The 15,548-nt window shown below is 39.4% G+C and carries 18 protein-coding genes; 10 read left to right on the top strand and 8 right to left on the bottom strand.

Annotated features, from left to right (window positions below; translation table 11 throughout):
* The 6 genes from DWZ33_RS08990 to DWZ33_RS08965 all read left to right on the top strand — a co-directional run bounded on the left by DWZ33_RS08990 (window position 1) and on the right by DWZ33_RS08965 (window position 6,687).
* Complete coding sequence (locus DWZ33_RS08990) at window positions 1–2,178, top strand: CD3337/EF1877 family mobilome membrane protein (RefSeq protein WP_000804748.1); 2,178 nt, start codon at window positions 1–3, stop codon at window positions 2,176–2,178.
* A 2-nt stretch (window positions 2,179–2,180) separates the two neighbouring features.
* Window positions 2,181–3,176 carry a bifunctional lytic transglycosylase/C40 family peptidase gene (locus tag DWZ33_RS08985; protein ID WP_001842741.1) on the top strand — a complete coding sequence of 332 codons (996 nt, stop codon included), beginning with the start codon at window positions 2,181–2,183 and terminating at the stop codon, window positions 3,174–3,176.
* Window positions 3,173–4,105 (top strand): conjugal transfer protein, encoded by a 933-nt coding sequence (locus DWZ33_RS08980; protein WP_001224318.1) that lies wholly within the window; start codon window positions 3,173–3,175, stop codon window positions 4,103–4,105. The genes DWZ33_RS08985 and DWZ33_RS08980 overlap by 4 nt, the downstream gene beginning before the upstream one ends.
* 274 nt (window positions 4,106–4,379) lie before the next feature.
* A complete protein-coding gene (locus DWZ33_RS08975; protein ID WP_012386611.1) occupies window positions 4,380–4,466 on the top strand; it encodes a tetracycline resistance determinant leader peptide in 87 nt (28 codons plus the stop codon).
* A 15-nt stretch (window positions 4,467–4,481) separates the two neighbouring features.
* Entirely contained in the window at window positions 4,482–6,401 is a 1,920-nt protein-coding gene (tet(M), locus tag DWZ33_RS08970; protein ID WP_000691736.1) for a tetracycline resistance ribosomal protection protein Tet(M), read from the top strand.
* Window positions 6,402–6,519: 118 nt separating this feature from the next.
* Window positions 6,520–6,687, top strand: a complete 168-nt coding sequence (locus DWZ33_RS08965; protein ID WP_000336323.1) for a cysteine-rich KTR domain-containing protein — start codon at window positions 6,520–6,522, stop codon at window positions 6,685–6,687.
* Between the two features lie 59 nt (window positions 6,688–6,746).
* On the opposite strand, the gene DWZ33_RS08960 is transcribed toward DWZ33_RS08965, so the two are convergent.
* Window positions 6,747–7,100 carry a helix-turn-helix transcriptional regulator gene (locus DWZ33_RS08960; RefSeq protein ID WP_001227347.1) on the bottom strand — a complete coding sequence of 118 codons (354 nt, stop codon included), beginning with the start codon at window positions 7,098–7,100 and terminating at the stop codon, window positions 6,747–6,749.
* Between the two features lie 504 nt (window positions 7,101–7,604).
* On the opposite strand from DWZ33_RS08960, the gene DWZ33_RS08950 reads away from it, so the two are divergent.
* From DWZ33_RS08950 to DWZ33_RS08930, 4 genes are all read left to right on the top strand, one after another.
* On the top strand, window positions 7,605–8,027 hold the full coding sequence (locus DWZ33_RS08950) for a sigma-70 family RNA polymerase sigma factor (RefSeq protein WP_000804885.1): 423 nt from the start codon (window positions 7,605–7,607) through the stop codon (window positions 8,025–8,027).
* A complete protein-coding gene (locus tag DWZ33_RS08945; protein WP_000857133.1) occupies window positions 8,024–8,254 on the top strand; it encodes a helix-turn-helix domain-containing protein in 231 nt (76 codons plus the stop codon). The genes DWZ33_RS08950 and DWZ33_RS08945 overlap by 4 nt, the downstream gene beginning before the upstream one ends.
* A 460-nt stretch (window positions 8,255–8,714) precedes the next feature.
* The gene (locus DWZ33_RS08935; protein ID WP_000814511.1) at window positions 8,715–8,918 is read left to right on the top strand and encodes an excisionase; all 204 of its coding nucleotides are present in this window, start codon (window positions 8,715–8,717) and stop codon (window positions 8,916–8,918) included.
* Window positions 8,919–8,999: 81 nt separating this feature from the next.
* Entirely contained in the window at window positions 9,000–10,217 is a 1,218-nt protein-coding gene (locus DWZ33_RS08930; protein WP_001291561.1) for a tyrosine-type recombinase/integrase, read from the top strand.
* A gap of 173 nt (window positions 10,218–10,390) precedes the next feature.
* Here the strand turns inward: DWZ33_RS08930 and DWZ33_RS08925 are convergent, their stop codons facing one another.
* The 7 genes from DWZ33_RS08925 to DWZ33_RS08895 form a co-directional block, all read right to left on the bottom strand.
* The gene (locus DWZ33_RS08925) at window positions 10,391–11,209 is read right to left on the bottom strand and encodes a MerR family transcriptional regulator (RefSeq protein WP_118454572.1); all 819 of its coding nucleotides are present in this window, start codon (window positions 11,207–11,209) and stop codon (window positions 10,391–10,393) included.
* A 151-nt stretch (window positions 11,210–11,360) separates the two neighbouring features.
* Window positions 11,361–11,732 (bottom strand): YjdF family protein, encoded by a 372-nt coding sequence (locus tag DWZ33_RS08920; protein ID WP_118454571.1) that lies wholly within the window; start codon window positions 11,730–11,732, stop codon window positions 11,361–11,363.
* Between the two features lie 188 nt (window positions 11,733–11,920).
* On the bottom strand, window positions 11,921–12,307 hold the full coding sequence (locus tag DWZ33_RS08915; protein WP_118454570.1) for a PTS sugar transporter subunit IIA: 387 nt from the start codon (window positions 12,305–12,307) through the stop codon (window positions 11,921–11,923).
* A 12-nt stretch (window positions 12,308–12,319) separates the two neighbouring features.
* Window positions 12,320–13,426: an SIS domain-containing protein gene (locus DWZ33_RS08910; RefSeq protein ID WP_118454569.1), complete on the bottom strand. Its 1,107-nt coding sequence runs from the start codon at window positions 13,424–13,426 to the stop codon at window positions 12,320–12,322.
* A gap of 22 nt (window positions 13,427–13,448) precedes the next feature.
* Window positions 13,449–14,270, bottom strand: a complete 822-nt coding sequence (locus DWZ33_RS08905; protein ID WP_022938004.1) for a PTS system mannose/fructose/sorbose family transporter subunit IID — start codon at window positions 14,268–14,270, stop codon at window positions 13,449–13,451.
* Window positions 14,263–15,000 carry a PTS mannose/fructose/sorbose/N-acetylgalactosamine transporter subunit IIC gene (locus DWZ33_RS08900; protein ID WP_022938005.1) on the bottom strand — a complete coding sequence of 246 codons (738 nt, stop codon included), beginning with the start codon at window positions 14,998–15,000 and terminating at the stop codon, window positions 14,263–14,265. The genes DWZ33_RS08905 and DWZ33_RS08900 overlap by 8 nt, the downstream gene beginning before the upstream one ends.
* A gap of 19 nt (window positions 15,001–15,019) precedes the next feature.
* Window positions 15,020–15,490, bottom strand: a complete 471-nt coding sequence (locus DWZ33_RS08895; protein ID WP_022938006.1) for a PTS sugar transporter subunit IIB — start codon at window positions 15,488–15,490, stop codon at window positions 15,020–15,022.
* Window positions 15,491–15,548 lie beyond the last annotated feature (58 nt).

Raw genomic sequence — 15,548 nt, 5'->3', positions numbered from 1 at the left:
GTGAAACCATCAATAGTAAACAGAATAAAATCAAACTGGACGCTGAAACGTCTAGGTAAAGTGGCAATGACAGTGGCTTTCACACTTGTGATTGCCATTTTTCTTTTAGCCATGCTGGGAACGGTGGTTCAAGCTGCGGGCTTGGTAGATGATACGGTCAATGTGGCAAATGAATACAGCCGATACCCACTTGAAAACTATCAACTGGATTTTTATGTGGATAATAGCTGGGGCTGGCTTCCGTGGAACTGGTCGGACGGGATTGGAAAACAGGTCATGTATGGACTATATGCCATTACCAATTTTATTTGGACAATCAGTTTGTATGTTTCCAATGCGACAGGTTACTTAGTACAGGAAGCCTATTCCTTAGACTTCATTTCCGCTACAGCAGATTCCATTGGTAAGAATATGCAGACCTTAGCTGGTGTGAGTGCAAACGGATTTTCAACAGAGGGTTTCTATGTTGGATTCCTCTTACTCTTGATTTTGGTTCTTGGGGTTTATGTTGCCTATACGGGACTGATAAAGAGAGAAACCACAAAGGCAATTCATGCCATTATGAATTTTGTGCTGGTGTTTATCCTATCGGCTTCCTTTATTGCCTACGCTCCCGACTACATTAAAAAAATCAATGACTTTTCATCAGACATCAGTAATGCCAGTTTATCACTTGGCACGAAGATTGTCATGCCCCATTCCGATAGTCAAGGCAAGGACAGCGTGGACTTAATCAGAGATAGCCTGTTTTCCATACAGGTTCAGCAACCGTGGCTACTGCTTCAATACAACAGTTCAGACATTGAAAGTATCGGTATTGACCGTGTGGAAAGCCTGCTCTCCACCAGCCCAGATTCCAACAATGGCGAAGACAGAGAAAAAATTGTTGCGGAAGAAATTGAAGACAGAAGCAATACCAATCTAACCATTACAAAGACCATTAACCGTTTAGGTACAGTCTTCTTCCTATTTGTCTTCAATATTGGGATTTCCATATTTGTATTCCTATTAACAGGAATCATGATTTTCTCGCAGGTACTTTTTATCATCTATGCTATGTTTCTGCCTGTGAGCTTTATTTTAAGCATGATTCCATCATTTGATGGTATGTCAAAACGAGCCATAACAAAGCTCTTTAATACCATTTTGACACGAGCTGGAATCACATTGATTATTACGACAGCATTTAGTATTTCAACCATGCTCTATACCTTATCGGCTGGTTATCCGTTCTTTTTGATTGCTTTTCTACAGATTGTGACCTTTGCAGGAATCTACTTCAAGCTGGGCGATTTAATGAGTATGTTTTCTCTACAGAGTAACGATTCTCAAAGTGTGGGAAGTCGTGTGATGAGAAAACCTCGTATGCTTATGCACGCTCACATGCACCGTCTACAGCGGAAACTTGGACGTTCCATGACTACTCTAGGGGCTGGGTCTGCCATTGTTACAGGTAAAAAAGGACAGTCGGGTTCGGGGAGTTCTGCAAGGACACAAGCAGATCACTCCCGACCAGACGGAAAGGAAAAATCAACACTTGGAAAACGTATCGGTCAAACCATCGGTACAGTAGCTGATACCAAAGACAGAATGGTAGACACTGCTAGTGGTTTGAAAGAACAGGTTAAAGATTTGCCGACCAATGCAAGATATGCAGTATATCAAGGAAAATCCAAAGTAAAAGAGAATGTCCGTGATTTAACCAGTAGTATTTCTCAAACCAAAGCGGACAGAGCCAGTGGACGCAAGGAACAGCAGGAACAAAGGCGAAAAACCATTGCGAAGCGTCGCTCTGAAATGGAACAGGTCAAACAGAAAAAACAGCCTGCTTCTTCTGTTCATGAAAGACCGACTACAAGACAAGAACAATATCATGATGAACAGACCTCAAAACAGTCTAATATTCAGACTTCATATAAGGAATCTCAACAAGCCAAACAAGAGCGTCCAGCAGTTAAGTCCGATTTTTCAAGTCCAAAAGTGGAACGCCAAGGCAATACCGTTCAAGAAAAAACCGTTCAAAAGCCAGCAACTTCAACCACTACAGCAGATAGAACTTCACAACGTCCAATCACAAAAGAACGTCCGTCTACTGTTCAAAGAGTACCACTACAAAATACAAGAAGTAGACCACCAATCAAAACCGCCACCATTAAGAAAGTCGGTAAGAAACCATGAAGTTGAAAACTTTAGTGATTGGTGGTTCTGGATTATTCTTGATGGTCTTCTCACTGCTTCTGTTTGTTGCCATTTTATTTTCAGATGAACAGGACAGCGGAATTTCCAATATTCATTATGGAGGTGTGAATGTTTCCGCAGAAGTGCTGGCTCATAAGCCTATGGTAGAAAAATATGCCAAAGAATATGGCGTTGAAGAATATGTCAACATACTTCTTGCGATTATACAGGTGGAATCGGGCGGTACTGCGGAAGATGTTATGCAGTCCTCGGAATCCCTCGGTCTTCCACCTAATTCATTGAGTACAGAAGAATCCATTAAGCAAGGTGTGAAGTATTTCAGTGAATTATTAGCCAGTAGCGAAAGGCTCAGTGTAGATTTAGAATCGGTTATCCAGTCCTACAATTATGGTGGTGGTTTCTTAGGGTATGTGGCTAATCGTGGAAATAAATATACCTTTGAACTGGCTCAAAGTTTCTCAAAAGAGTATTCAGGTGGCGAAAAAGTGTCTTACCCCAATCCCATAGCCATACCTATCAATGGGGGCTGGCGATACAACTATGGCAATATGTTTTATGTGCAACTGGTAACGCAGTATCTTGTCACAACAGAGTTTGATGATGATACGGTACAAGCCATCATGGACGAAGCACTGAAATATGAGGGCTGGCGATACGTTTACGGTGGAGCTTCCCCGACTACTTCTTTTGATTGTAGCGGACTGACACAATGGACGTATGGAAAAGCTGGAATTAACTTACCACGAACCGCACAACAGCAATATGATGTGACCCAGCATATCCCACTATCGGAAGCACAAGCTGGCGATTTGGTTTTCTTTCATTCTACCTATAACGCTGGCTCTTATATTACTCATGTTGGGATATACCTTGGCAATAACCGTATGTTTCATGCAGGCGACCCAATCGGTTATGCCGACTTAACAAGCCCCTACTGGCAACAGCATTTAGTGGGAGCAGGACGAATCAAACAATGAGAAAGGAAGATTTAATGATGAAATTTAGAAAAAATCAGAATAAAGAAAAACAGATACCAAAGGAAAAGAAACCTCGTGTCTATAAGGTCAATCCTCATAAAAAGGTTGTGATTGCCTTGTGGGTACTTTTAGGGCTTAGTTTCAGCTTTGCGATATTCAAGCACTTTACAGCTATAGATACTCATACTATTCACGAAACAACTATCATAGAAAAGGAATACGTTGATACTCATCATGTAGAAAATTTTGTAGAGAACTTTGCGAAAGTCTACTATTCATGGGAGCAATCCGATAAGTCCATTGATAATCGAATGGAAAGTCTAAAAGGCTATCTGACAGATGAACTTCAAGCTCTCAATGTTGATACAGTACGCAAAGATATTCCTGTATCGTCTTCTGTAAGAGGATTTCAGATATGGACGGTAGAGCCAACTGGCGACAATGAGTTTAATGTAACCTACAGTGTAGACCAGCTCATTACAGAGGGAGAAAATACAAAGACCGTCCACTCTGCTTATATAGTGAGTGTCTATGTAGATGGTTCTGGAAATATGGTACTGGTTAAGAATCCGACCATTACCAACATACCTAAGAAATCAAGTTATAAACCAAAAGCCATTGAAAGTGAGGGGACGGTTGATTCCATTACAACCAATGAAATCAATGAGTTTTTAACGACGTTCTTCAAGCTCTATCCTACAGCGACAGCCAGTGAACTTTCCTACTATGTGAATGACGGGATATTAAAACCAATCGGAAAAGAGTACATCTTTCAAGAACTGGTAAATCCTATTCACAATCGTAAGGATAATCAAGTCACGGTATCGCTGACAGTGGAGTATATCGACCAGCAGACCAAAGCAACGCAGGTATCTCAATTTGATTTGGTACTTGAAAAGAACGGGAGTAATTGGAAGATTATAGAATAACAAATATTGGTACATTATTACAGCTATTTTGTAATCACGTACTCTCTTTGATAAAAAATTGGAGATTCCTTTACAAATATGCTCTTACGTGCTATTATTTAAGTATCTATTTAAAAGGAGTTAATAAATATGCGGCAAGGTATTCTTAAATAAACTGTCAATTTGATAGTGGGAACAAATAATTGGATGTCCTTTTTTAGGAGGGCTTAGTTTTTTGTACCCAGTTTAAGAATACCTTTATCATGTGATTCTAAAGTATCCGGAGAATATCTGTATGCTTTGTATGCCTATGGTTATGCATAAAAATCCCAGTGATAAAAGTATTTATCACTGGGATTTTTATGCCCTTTTGGGTTTTTGAATGGAGGAAAATCACATGAAAATTATTAATATTGGAGTTTTAGCTCATGTTGATGCAGGAAAAACTACCTTAACAGAAAGCTTATTATATAACAGTGGAGCGATTACAGAATTAGGAAGCGTGGACAAAGGTACAACGAGGACGGATAATACGCTTTTAGAACGTCAGAGAGGAATTACAATTCAGACAGGAATAACCTCTTTTCAGTGGGAAAATACGAAGGTGAACATCATAGACACGCCAGGACATATGGATTTCTTAGCAGAAGTATATCGTTCATTATCAGTTTTAGATGGGGCAATTCTACTGATTTCTGCAAAAGATGGCGTACAAGCACAAACTCGTATATTATTTCATGCACTTAGGAAAATGGGGATTCCCACAATCTTTTTTATCAATAAGATTGACCAAAATGGAATTGATTTATCAACGGTTTATCAGGATATTAAAGAGAAACTTTCTGCCGAAATTGTAATCAAACAGAAGGTAGAACTGTATCCTAATATGTGTGTGACGAACTTTACCGAATCTGAACAATGGGATACGGTAATAGAGGGAAACGATGACCTTTTAGAGAAATATATGTCCGGTAAATCATTAGAAGCATTGGAACTCGAACAAGAGGAAAGCATAAGATTTCAGAATTGTTCTCTGTTCCCTCTTTATCATGGAAGTGCAAAAAGTAATATAGGGATTGATAACCTTATAGAAGTTATTACTAATAAATTTTATTCATCAACACATCGAGGTCCGTCTGAACTTTGCGGAAATGTTTTCAAAATTGAATATACAAAAAAAAGACAACGTCTTGCATATATACGCCTTTATAGTGGAGTACTACATTTACGAGATTCGGTTAGAGTATCAGAAAAAGAAAAAATAAAAGTTACAGAAATGTATACTTCAATAAATGGTGAATTATGTAAGATTGATAGAGCTTATTCTGGAGAAATTGTTATTTTGCAAAATGAGTTTTTGAAGTTAAATAGTGTTCTTGGAGATACAAAACTATTGCCACAGAGAAAAAAGATTGAAAATCCGCACCCTCTACTACAAACAACTGTTGAACCGAGTAAACCTGAACAGAGAGAAATGTTGCTTGATGCCCTTTTGGAAATCTCAGATAGTGATCCGCTTCTACGATATTACGTGGATTCTACGACACATGAAATTATACTTTCTTTCTTAGGGAAAGTACAAATGGAAGTGATTAGTGCACTGTTGCAAGAAAAGTATCATGTGGAGATAGAACTAAAAGAGCCTACAGTCATTTATATGGAGAGACCGTTAAAAAATGCAGAATATACCATTCACATCGAAGTGCCGCCAAATCCTTTCTGGGCTTCCATTGGTTTATCTGTATCACCGCTTCCGTTGGGAAGTGGAATGCAGTATGAGAGCTCGGTTTCTCTTGGATACTTAAATCAATCGTTTCAAAATGCAGTTATGGAGGGGATACGCTATGGCTGTGAACAAGGATTGTATGGTTGGAATGTGACGGACTGTAAAATCTGTTTTAAGTATGGCTTATACTATAGCCCTGTTAGTACCCCAGCAGATTTTCGGATGCTTGCTCCTATTGTATTGGAACAAGTCTTAAAAAAAGCTGGAACAGAATTGTTAGAGCCATATCTTAGTTTTAAAATTTATGCGCCACAGGAATATCTTTCACGAGCATACAACGATGCTCCTAAATATTGTGCGAACATCGTAGACACTCAATTGAAAAATAATGAGGTCATTCTTAGTGGAGAAATCCCTGCTCGGTGTATTCAAGAATATCGTAGTGATTTAACTTTCTTTACAAATGGACGTAGTGTTTGTTTAACAGAGTTAAAAGGGTACCATGTTACTACCGGTGAACCTGTTTGCCAGCCCCGTCGTCCAAATAGTCGGATAGATAAAGTACGATATATGTTCAATAAAATAACTTAGTGTATTTTATGTTGTTATATAAATATGGTTTCTTGTTAAATAAGATGAAATATTTTTTAATAAAGATTTGAATTAAAGTGTAAAGGAGGAGATAGTTATTATAAACTACAAGTGGATATTGTGTCCTGTATGTGGAAATAAAACACGATTAAAGATAAGGGAAGATACTGAATTAAAAAAATTCCCCCTCTATTGTCCGAAATGCAGACAAGAAAATTTAATTGAAATAAAGCAGTTCAAAGTAACTGTGATTACAGAGCCAGACGCAAAGACGCAGAGCCGATAAAATGAGATTAATACAATCTCATTTTATCGGCTCTTTCCGTTATGTATGGATTCTTTTAATTAGTCTTCGATGTTTCTTGCTTCGTTGATACCGCTGGCTAAAGATTCCATTAAGGATAGTTCTTTGTCTGTAAAGCTATCCATGTATTTCTCTATCTGTAATCGTCGGGTGCTTTTTACCAAGTTATTAGCAGGTAAGAAAAATTCATCAACGGAAACATGAAGTAACGATACAAGGTCATAAAGAACTTGTATGCTGGGGTGTTGCCCTTTATTTTCAATATTAGTTAAGTACCGTGGGTCAATTTCAATCAATGCTCCCACTTGTTCACGAGTTAAACCTCGTTTCAATCGAGCTTCTTTAATGGCTAAACCAAAGGCTCTAAAATCATATTTATCTTCTTTTTTACGCATAGTAGACCACCTCTATACATTTTATTGTTCCTACTGAATTAAAAACAGGTATAGAAAAACGTGTTATATGGTTTATAGGTTTATATTTAATAAAAAGCACTACTAAACGCCAATAAAAAAAACCGTTATATGGTAGTGCTATTTACGCTGTTAAAATATTGTATATTACTTCCAAATGGCGGTTTGTTGGAGGTCAACGTCGCCATGAAGTACATCATATACAATAAATTTCCTTACATTGGGTTCTTGTCAAAAAAAGTCGTCTATCTGCAATAGATAAGTACGTCCACCAATGTGGTTTTATAAATCATATAGATAGAATAACAGAAGCATGTAAACAGAGAAATAAATCTGTTTATATGCTTTTTTGGCTATTCAGAACTTTTTTACAAAGTTTATTTATCAGTAATGCAACAAATCCCCCTTTCACATTGGGACTAAGAGTGAAAGGAGATAAACGAGCAAGGCTCACTTCCTTTCCTAGACAGAAAGGGGGTGAGAAACATGAAACCATCTTCTTTTCAGACCACAATAGAAAATCAGTTTGACTATATCTGTAAACGTGCTATGGAAGACGAGCGAAAGAATTATATGCTTTATCTTTCAAGGATTGCAAAGCGTGAGGTGTCCTTTTCGGATGTTGGCGATTATCTTGTTAGCCAGTTTGCGACAACAGATAACTATTCAACTGACTTTCAGATTTTTACACTCAATGGGTTATCAGTAGGCGTTGAAAATGATTTGTTGAGTGAAGCATTACGTGAGTTGCCAGACAAGAAACGTGAAATTCTACTGCTGTTTTACTTTATGGACATGAGCGATTCAGAAATTGCAGACCTGTTGAAATTGAACCGTTCTACTGTCTATCGGCATAGAACCAGTGGACTAGCCTTAATTAAAAAGTTTATGGAGGAATTTGAAGAATGAAAACACAATATCCTATGATTCCCTTTCCTCTCATTGTAAAGGCAACAGATGGCGATACCGAAGCGATTAACCAGATTCTACATCATTACAGAGGGTACATAACGAAGCGTTCCCTACGACTTATGAAAGATGAATATGGCAATCAAAGTATGGTCGTTGATGAAGTCTTACGTGGAAGAATGGAAACCAGACTGATTACAAAGATTTTGTCATTTGAAATTAAGTAATATCCTCTCTCCTTTCGTGGAAGCGTGCTAAACCATTCCACGCTTCCCGAACAGGGAGGTTTGTTATTCCACCAAAGCATATTGAGCTTTCAATGTGTTTTGATAGGCTAACGAGCCATTGTTCTTTGAAAACTGAATAAAAGTAATCGAATACGTTTCGATAAGAAAAGAGCCAACGGAACTAACCGCCATGACCTATCTTATAAAGATAGCGAGCGATTCATGTTAGTGATCCGAGAAGCAATCTTTAGCAGGATTGCCTGCAACGACATTCTTATCGTGATAATGATACTCCCATACAGTCAATAGTCCGAGCGTGATAAAACCGTCGCAGGCAATGAGTATGGCTACATGAGAACCATGCAGGGGTGGAACTCCCGTGAGCTTTGCTAAAGCTGTTCGATTGCTGGTAAAACAACTTTTATGAAATCCAAATAAGTGATTTGGAAAGGAGGATTTTATGAAGCAGACTGACATTCCTATTTGGGAACGTTATACCCTAACCATTGAAGAAGCGTCAAAATATTTTCGTATTGGCGAAAACAAGCTACGACGCTTGGCAGAGGAAAATAAAAATGCAAATTGGCTGATTATGAATGGCAATCGTATTCAGATTAAACGAAAACAATTTGAAAAAATTATAGATACATTGGACGCAATCTAGCGTCGCCAAAGGGTCTTGTATATGATAAAATAGTATTAAGTCGTATCAAGGCTCTTTCCATAAAGGAAAGGAGCAAATGCCATGTCAGAAAAAAGACGTGACAATAAAGGTCGAATCTTAAAGACTGGAGAGAGCCAACGAAAAGACGGAAGATACTTATACAAATATATAGATTCATTTGGAGAACCGCAATTTGTTTACTCGTGGAAACTTGTGGCTACAGACCGAGTACCAGCAGGAAAGCGTGATTGTATCTCACTTAGAGAGAAAATCGCAGAGTTACAGAAAGACATTCATGATGGTATTGATGTTGTAGGAAAGAAAATGACACTCTGCCAGCTTTACGCAAAACAGAACGCTCAAAGACCAAAGGTTAGAAAAAACACTGAAACTGGACGCAAATATCTTATGGATATTTTGAAGAAAGACAAGTTAGGTGTAAGAAGTATTGACAGTATTAAGCCATCAGACGCTAAAGAATGGGCTATTAGAATGAGTGAAAATGGTTATGCTTATCAAACCATCAATAACTACAAACGTTCTTTAAAGGCTTCATTCTATATTGCTATACAAGATGATTGTGTTCGGAAGAATCCATTTGACTTTCAACTGAAAGCAGTTCTTGATGATGATACTGTCCCTAAGACCGTACTAACAGAAGAACAGGAAGAAAAACTGTTAGCCTTTGCAAAAGCTGATAAAACCTACAGCAAAAATTATGATGAAATTCTGATACTCTTAAAAACAGGTCTTCGTATTTCAGAGTTTGGTGGTTTGACACTTCCAGATTTAGATTTTGAGAATCGTCTTGTCAATATAGACCATCAGCTATTGAGAGATACTGAAATTGGGTACTACATTGAAACACCAAAGACCAAAAGTGGCGAACGTCAAGTTCCTATGGTTGAAGAAGCCTATCAAGCATTTAAGCGAGTGTTAGCGAATCGAAAGAATGATAAGCGTGTTGAGATTGATGGATATAGTGATTTCCTCTTTCTTAATAGAAAGAACTATCCAAAAGTGGCAAGTGATTACAACGGCATGATGAAAGGTCTTGTTAAGAAATACAATAAGTATAACGAGGATAAATTGCCACACATCACTCCACATAGTTTGCGACATACATTCTGTACCAACTATGCAAATGCAGGAATGAATCCAAAGGCATTACAGTACATTATGGGACATGCTAATATAGCCATGACGCTGAACTATTACGCACATGCAACATTCGATTCTGCAATGGCAGAAATGAAACGCTTGAATAAAGAGAAGCAACAGGAGCGTCTTGTTGCTTAGTAGTACAAATGAATTTACTACTTATTTACCACTTCTGACAGCTAAGACATGAGGAAATATGCAAAGAAACGTGAAGTATCTTCCTACAGTAAAAATACTCGAAAGCACATAGAATAAGGCTTTACGAGCATTTAAGAAAATATAAAAAGATAATTAGAAATTTATACTTTGTTTTAATTATAAAAATTCATAATTGCATGGCTGATTGCCAATGCGCTTCCTTTTCCATAACGCTGATCTAATACAGAGAGCATTTCTTTATCCTTAACAAACAGTTCTGCTTGTTTGCACAACAGCGCTTTGACATCAACAGCCTGATAAAGCTGCCGGCAGACAAACTCATATTCACCAATCATTCGCTTAGCTGATAACTCATCGCCGCCCAATCGTTCATGCTCTGCGATACGCTTAAACAGCTCATCAATACGTCGCTGATATGAATTAAGAAGCTGATTATTTTCACCCGGTTTTCCATACCATTCAATCATTTTCTTAAAATTCTGCTGTGCCTTAGACTCTCCTGCATGATTCATATATACTTGCCGATATGCTTCTATACTGCCAAATTGATCAGTAAGTGCCTGTAGCTGTTCTTCTCGCATATCTGTAATTAATTCCTGAAACAATTGTTCAATTTCAAGCTGACTGAATTCCTTAAAACTCATTGTATTTTCTCCTTTCATTACATCATCAATTAAATGAATCAGATTACCAAGCCGATGTTTTTTCATTTGTAATAATCGTTTCTGTTTAATCAATGCTGCTTTTTTATCAAAGGATGGATTTTCTATGATTATCTTAATTTCCTTCAGCGGCAAATCAAATTCTTTAAAAAATAAAATCTGTTGGAGTTTTGCCAGTGCTTCTTCATCATAATAACGATATCCTGATACACTATAAGCTGTCGGCTTCAGCAAATTAATTTTGTCATAATAATGCAGTGTGCGCACACTGATACCGCTGATTTCAGATACTTCTTTTACTGTTTTCATATTATCCCTCCCTTGATATTAACAATTTACACTATGACGCTGTGTCAGTGTCAACAAGAAAATAATATCTTCATACTATAAATCAAAAAGCAGTAATTCCCTAGATATAGAATCTAAGCCTTTACTGCCTCATTTATCTTTGTGTAAGCTTCTATTTCCTGCCTTTTTGTTTTGCCTGCTTCTGTTCTTTTCGCTCTGCTTTGCGCGCATTCAGCAATTCCTGCTGTCTGAGCTTTAGCGCCTGCTGTGCTTTCGTGCAGTGTGATGCGTTTTGTAACTCACGGCGGCTTTCTTTTAAACGGCGTTTATAATTCTTTGACCGCTCTTTAACCTTGATACTGACCGCCGGACTGAATGGCAGTTCTCTTAAGCGCGGCAGCATGGCTAACAGCTCCGTTTCTTTTGGTTCACTTCCAAAAGTAATCTTACAAGCTTCAAGCTTATGATCCGCATGCCGCTCAATAACGCCAACCCAAAAAGGGTCTTCAAAGTAAACCTTAAGACACTGTGATCCTTTGTTCATGATAAATCCTCCTTTAACTATACATGAACAAAGAATGGACGACCTAAGGAGGAAGGTTACTGACAGTTTCCTGCAACTGGACTACCGGCCAGTTCGTGTTTTTATCTTTGTATAATAAGTTTATCGTGTTTCATGATAAACGTCAAGCTCACAGGCTGTATGCAAAAAAGGACCATTGATATGATCCTTTAGTTTCTAAGTATATGATTGATGCAAAGTATCTGACGGCGGGCTTCTTCGACGATTTCATCGATCCGCTGATCATTTAATGCCTCACCGGCAAAAATACATTCCATGACTAAGCCCAGATTAATGCCTGTGATACAAACGATATTATACTCACCGATCAGTCTTGATACGACTTGTGTGACACTGCCGCCGATAACATCAGTAAAAATCAGAACCTTTTCCCCTGCTTCAAACGCATCCAGCAGTGATTTCAAAGCAGCGGTTACATCAAACTGTCCATCTACATAGGCATTAAGCGTATAAATATCCTGATTGCCGCTGAGTACCTTGATTGCGCTGGCATATCCGTCAGCCAAATGTCCATGTGTCGCGATTATATATTTCATTCATTTACCTCTCTAATTCACATGTGTTTCCAGCTGACTGCTGGCGCCATCATTGCGGGCATGAATCGTGCTCAGACCCATATCCATTGCCATCAGATGCGCAATCATCTGAAATGGAATCAGATATTCAAGTACATAAATATACTCTTTATCAAGAAAATCTGCATGCAGTGAGACAGCGTCCAGATCGGGATGATCGTTATGCGCAATCAGCACGCAATTGTTTGAATACTGTCTGCACCATTTCAAAAGCTGACTCAACCGCTGTGATTCTTTTGCTTTAGGCGCGATCAGGAAAATGAGCGAATCCGCTTCGATCTGCGTCGTTCCCTGATGCATAAATTCTTCCATTTCATAAACGACAGGTGCTAACGCCGTGGCTTCCGCAATCTTTAAACTGCCTTCAAGCGCTAAAGCATAGCCTGATCCAAAGCCGATATAACGGGCGGCTTTAGAATGAATCAGCATATGTTTATTAGCTTCATACCATTTTTTAGTTTGTATGATGCAGTCCTCACAAGCCGCCGGCAGCTTTTCAAAATCACTGATCCATTGTTCATATTCGCCTTGACTCAGCTTACCATACGCATAAGCGGTTTCTAAGATACAGAGAAAGAAAATGGTCAGCGAAGCGATATGTCCCTTCGTTTCAATATAAGATGCTTCCTCATAGGACATTTTGTCAATTACCACTGTGCTGCGTTTCGCTAATTCAGAATGAATATCATAGGTGGTACAAATGACGGGAATCCCTAATTGCTGAGCGATTTCAGCCATTCTCACTGGTCCCTTTGTAGATCCTGAATGCGCCGGACATAGCATGGCCATTTCATCAGGACGATAAACACCATTCACATTAAACTGCTCATGTTCTAAAAAAGCAGCTGGATTTGTAACGGTAACTTCGATTGCCAGCAACTCCTCAATCATCGGTTTCAGCATCATGCCGATATAAGTGCCTGAAGCCTGACCGCTGAAGTAAATCTTCTTAATCGGATGCTTCAAAAACAATGCCACAAATTCTCTGCTTAATTGCTTGCGATGCGCAATCAGGGTGCGGATCAATTCAGGCTCAGCCATGATGCATTCCATCATCGCGTGTTTATTCTCTTCTTCCATACCTTACAAATCCTTTCCGACTTTAAATAATACCAAAAGCGCCAAGAATAACGCCTACCACAATAACCGTAACCATCAGCATCGGTGCCTTCACATTCTTTTTGCGCATCAGCCACGCGCAGAACAAGGTGAGTGAAAGCGGCAAAAGATTCGGACAGATGCCGTCAAGAATTGCCTGCAGAGAAACCTCCGCCTGATCATAAGTAATAGACAGGTTCGTTGACAGGAAGACATACGATGAGGTCAGCGCGCCTAACACCGTCAAACCAACGGTCAAGGCGATATCCGTCACCTTCTGCAGCAAGCCGGACGCCACTACTTTATCAATGAAACTGCTGCCCAGCTTGAAGCCATAATGAATGCCGTACCAGTGACAGACATAATTAGGCACGTTGAAGATTAAGAAATACACAAGGATACCAAATGGATTGCCGGCGATACACATCGCAGCGCCGACACTGGCCGCAATTACACGGAAACCGCTCGTAAAGAATAAAGTATCGCCGATTACCGATATCGGGCCCATTAAGCCTGTTTTGATGGCTGTAACCGTATCACCCATCTGATTGCCCGATTCCGCATTCTGTACCTCTAAGGCAGCGGTAATGCCAACTACCCATGGTTCAATCTGCGGTGTTGTGTTATAAAATTCCACATGGCGCAGCAATGCCTGCTTCATGCCTTCCGGATCATCTTTATAGATTTTCTTAAAAATCGGCGTTAGAGAATAAATATAAAACAAATTATGCATTCGTTCACTGTTGTATGAAAGCTCTACCGGCATACTGCGCCAGAAAACTTTATTCAGATCTGATTTGGTTATCTCAAACTTTTTCTCACTCATAGTCGGCTTCTCCTTCCTTCATAAACATACGGTATAAGGCTAGACATAATGTAATGATCGTAATTGCCATCACATCTAAGCCCAGATAGGCAGCCGCCGCAAAGCCGACAAAGTATAACGGAATAAAGCGTTTATCCCACATGATATTGATCAGCATCGCAAAGCCGACAGCCGGCAATAAATCAGAGGCCTTGCTTAAACCATTCATGATACCCTCTGGAATCATGTTGATCAGATTGGTAATGGCATCTGTACCCAGCCATACCGCAAGTACAACCAATGAAGTCATAAATAATAATTTAATTAACCCATAACAGATATGAAAGCGATTGATTTTCTCAAACTCACCCTCTGCGGCCCAGCCATCACATTTATGCATGACATAAGAACCAATCGTATTAAAGGTGGTGGAAATATTGGCGCCCAGAATCGCTACCGGCAGCGCGATCGAAATAGCAACTTCAAATGAATTTCCTGTCGATATCGCAAAGTATGTTCCCAAAATGGCACCAATTCGTGTTTCACCGGTAATCATACCGGCATAAGGCAGAAAGCCCATCCAGGCAAGCTCCATTGTTCCGCCAATGATTAAGCCCTCAGTGAATCTTCCCATAACTAAACCTGTCAGCGCGCCGACAACGATTGGACGATCCATATAGGAACTGCCCGCAAAGTTATCAGAACACCAGGCTAACGCATAAACTAACCCTAATAATAGTGCTGTTGTCATAAATCCTCCTCATTTTTATTTATAAATATTTTTCAATCGGTACCGGCCGATCATCCGGAGCCACATAAGATTCTACCCGTATCCCTTTGGCTAAGATTTTTCTGAAATTCTCAAAATCTTCTGGTGCAAAGGCTAATGACGGACTAACCATCTTTTTGCCTTCACCGCCCTTCATCAGCGCCGCATTTAAAGCTGTGATGCCTTCTACCGCCTCCGCGATCCGCAGTGCGTCATGGGTGGTTTCCACAAGCAATTCAATCTTGCGTTCCTTGCTTGCCTCACTGTTCAGATATGTGATTGCCTCCGCAACCGGTATAATTTTAAGTTTACAGCCATGCGGAGCTGACATTTTCATCAAACTGATTCTCAGCGCATCCTTGGCAACACTGTCATTGGCGACAACGATCTCATTGGCGCCGGTTTTCTGAGGCCAAACCTGTGCTGTCTGAAAGTGCAGCAATCTAAAATCAATGCGAAATAATGTAATCATAAGTTCCTCCCTTTCCGGCAGTCTCTGAAGCTGTGAGCTCAAACAGCCGCATAAGATC

The organism is Dielma fastidiosa, assembly GCF_003475485.1.
Taxonomy (GTDB): Bacteria; Bacillota_I; Bacilli_A; order Erysipelotrichales; family Erysipelotrichaceae; genus Dielma; species Dielma fastidiosa.
The sequence above is the reverse complement of the archived record's forward strand: the minus strand, read 5'-3'. Positions and strand labels throughout refer to the sequence as shown.